The sequence below is a fragment of the uncultured Thiodictyon sp. genome (genome assembly GCF_903828115.1).
In the GTDB taxonomy this organism is placed as follows: domain Bacteria; phylum Pseudomonadota; class Gammaproteobacteria; order Chromatiales; family Chromatiaceae; genus Thiodictyon.
The window spans coordinates 1-2205 of sequence record NZ_CAIKKU010000660.1; the positions used below are offsets into that span (position 1 = coordinate 1).

The 2205-nt window shown below is 67.5% G+C and carries 1 protein-coding gene; it reads right to left on the reverse strand.

Going from position 1 to position 2205, the window contains the following annotated elements:
* Nucleotides 1–98 precede the first annotated feature (98 nt).
* Nucleotides 99–2030 (reverse strand): PAS domain S-box protein, encoded by a 1932-nt coding sequence (locus QZY48_RS24910; RefSeq protein WP_295436140.1) that lies wholly within the window; start codon nucleotides 2028–2030, stop codon nucleotides 99–101.
* Between the last annotated feature and the right edge of the window lie 175 nt (nucleotides 2031–2205).

A 2205-nucleotide genomic window follows, 5' to 3' on the forward strand; every position in this document is an offset into this window, starting at 1 on the left:
CGCCGCGAGTTCCGCGGTGTCTGCCTGTGGAGGGGAGGGCGCTGGCGCGGGCCGCAAGGTCCGCGTGAAACCGGCCCCCGTGAAGCAGGAAGTCAACTTTATTCATGTTTACGCATGAATTTGTAAGTTTGATAGAACGGTCTCACCTCCCATCTCAGCCATTGCACGGTGCCGTCCAGTCGCTCAAAGCGGTCATCCTCGGCGCGGATCACCTCCCCGGCCAGGCCGCGGCGATGCACCTCTCGCCACGACTCCGGAATCTCGGGGAAGACCTCGTAATGGGAAAGCCCGATGATGTCGCGACCCCTCAGTCCATAGTCATCCAGCCAGCGTGGGCTGACCACCAGGTAGCGCAGGTCGCGGTCCAGCATGGCCAGGGCGACGGGGGCGTGCTCGATGAAGATCCGCAGTTGCTCTTCCCGCTCGGCGAGCGCGGCTTCGGCGCGTTTGCGCTCGGAGATGTCACGCACGACGCTCAGCATGCAGGGTTTGCCGCCGAACAGGGACCTGGTCGCACTGACCTCGACCGGGATGGGGCGTCCCTGAGCATCCCGATGCACGGCCTCGAAGGTGGCGGCACCCTCCTGCTGCAACAACAACGCGAGGCGCTGCGGGACATTGACGACCTCGTCGGGCCTATGGATGTCGCGAATGTGCAAGGTCAGGAAGGTCTCCCGATCGTATCCGTACCGTCCGCAGGCCTGGTCGTTGACCGCGAGGAAGCGCCCTTGCGGATCCAGAATAAAGATCGCGTCCATGACGTTGTTGACGATCCCGCGATAGCGTTCCTCGCTCTCCTGCAGGGCCGCCTGGGCCTGCTTGCGCGCGCTGATGTCCTGGTTGACCATGGCCAGGGCGTGCGTGAGGGTCCCGCCGACATCGCGGATGGCGGTGACCGTGACCTCCGCGACCAGGGTATGGCCGTCGCGGTGACGATAGTGCGTCTCGCGCCGGTAGCTCGGCAGGTCGCCGTCCAGCAGCCGGGCGAACATCAGGGTCTCCTGTTCCTGGTCGGCTGTCATGACGAATTCGCTGAAGTGGTGCCCGATCACGCTCGGCAGTTCCCCCTGGTAGCCGAGCATCGCCAGCAGGGCCGGGTTGACCAGCACCAGCCGGCCGTCGCGGTCCCGCAGGCTGATACCGGCCGGGGACGCCTCGAACATGGCGCGCATGAGGTCCTGGTCGCGTAACTGCTGCCGGGTATCGCGCAGCGCCTGACCCTGCTTGGCGATGGACTGGCGCAACAGGCGCAAATGGACATCGTGGATGTCCCGCAAGAGGTTCTTCCGGGTGAGAATCCCGACCAGGCGCCCGGCACCGTCCGCCACGGCCAGGTGCCGGACCCCCGCGGCGCGCATCCGCGTGGCCGCCTCGTAGGCGAACGCCTCGGAACCAATGATCTGTACCGGCTGGGACATGACCGCGGAGACCGGGGTGGTTTGCAGGTCCAGGTCGAGCGTGGCCAGCCGGATGGCATCGCGTTCGGTCAGGATGCCGAGTGCCCGCTCCCCCTCGGCAACGATCACCGAACTGATGCGCCGATCGGCCATCAGGGCCAGGCACTCGGCGATCGAGGTCCCCGGCGGCACCGTCGCCGGCTCGCCGGTCATCAGGTCGGCGACGGTGCGCGGTCCATGAAGCTCCGCGACCCCCAACGCGCGGGCGAAGTCGGTTTCGGACAGAACCCCATAGAGCCGGCCCGCCGCGTCCGTCAGCACCAGGTGGCGCACGCCATGGCCCGCCATGCGGGCATAGCCGTCGATGAAGGTCATCTCCGGGGGGGCGGTGACCAAGTCGGCGGACATGAGGGCGCGCAGCGGTGTCGCGGGATTGTAGGTGCCGGTGGCGATCAGCCCCAGGGCATCGCGCTCGGTGAAGAGGCCGACCGGGGTGTCGCCGTCGAGGATCACCACCGAGCTCAGGCGGCGTTCCCCCATGACCGCGACGGCCAGGGAGACCGGGTCCTCCGGGGCAAGGACGAGGGGGCACTGCGCTTGACACAGCGTCGCGAGCGTCAGCGTTTCGATCATGTGTCTCTCCCTCTGCTGGGCACCGCGGCGTGGTCGGCCGGCGCCGCCGCATAGACGATGCTCATCCGCCCCGTGGCGGCGTCCGGCAGCAACTGCGCCAGGGGTTTCTTCTGGAACGGCAACACCGCGAAGCCGCAGGCTTGCCGCACCGCCGGATTGCGCCCGAGTTCACGCA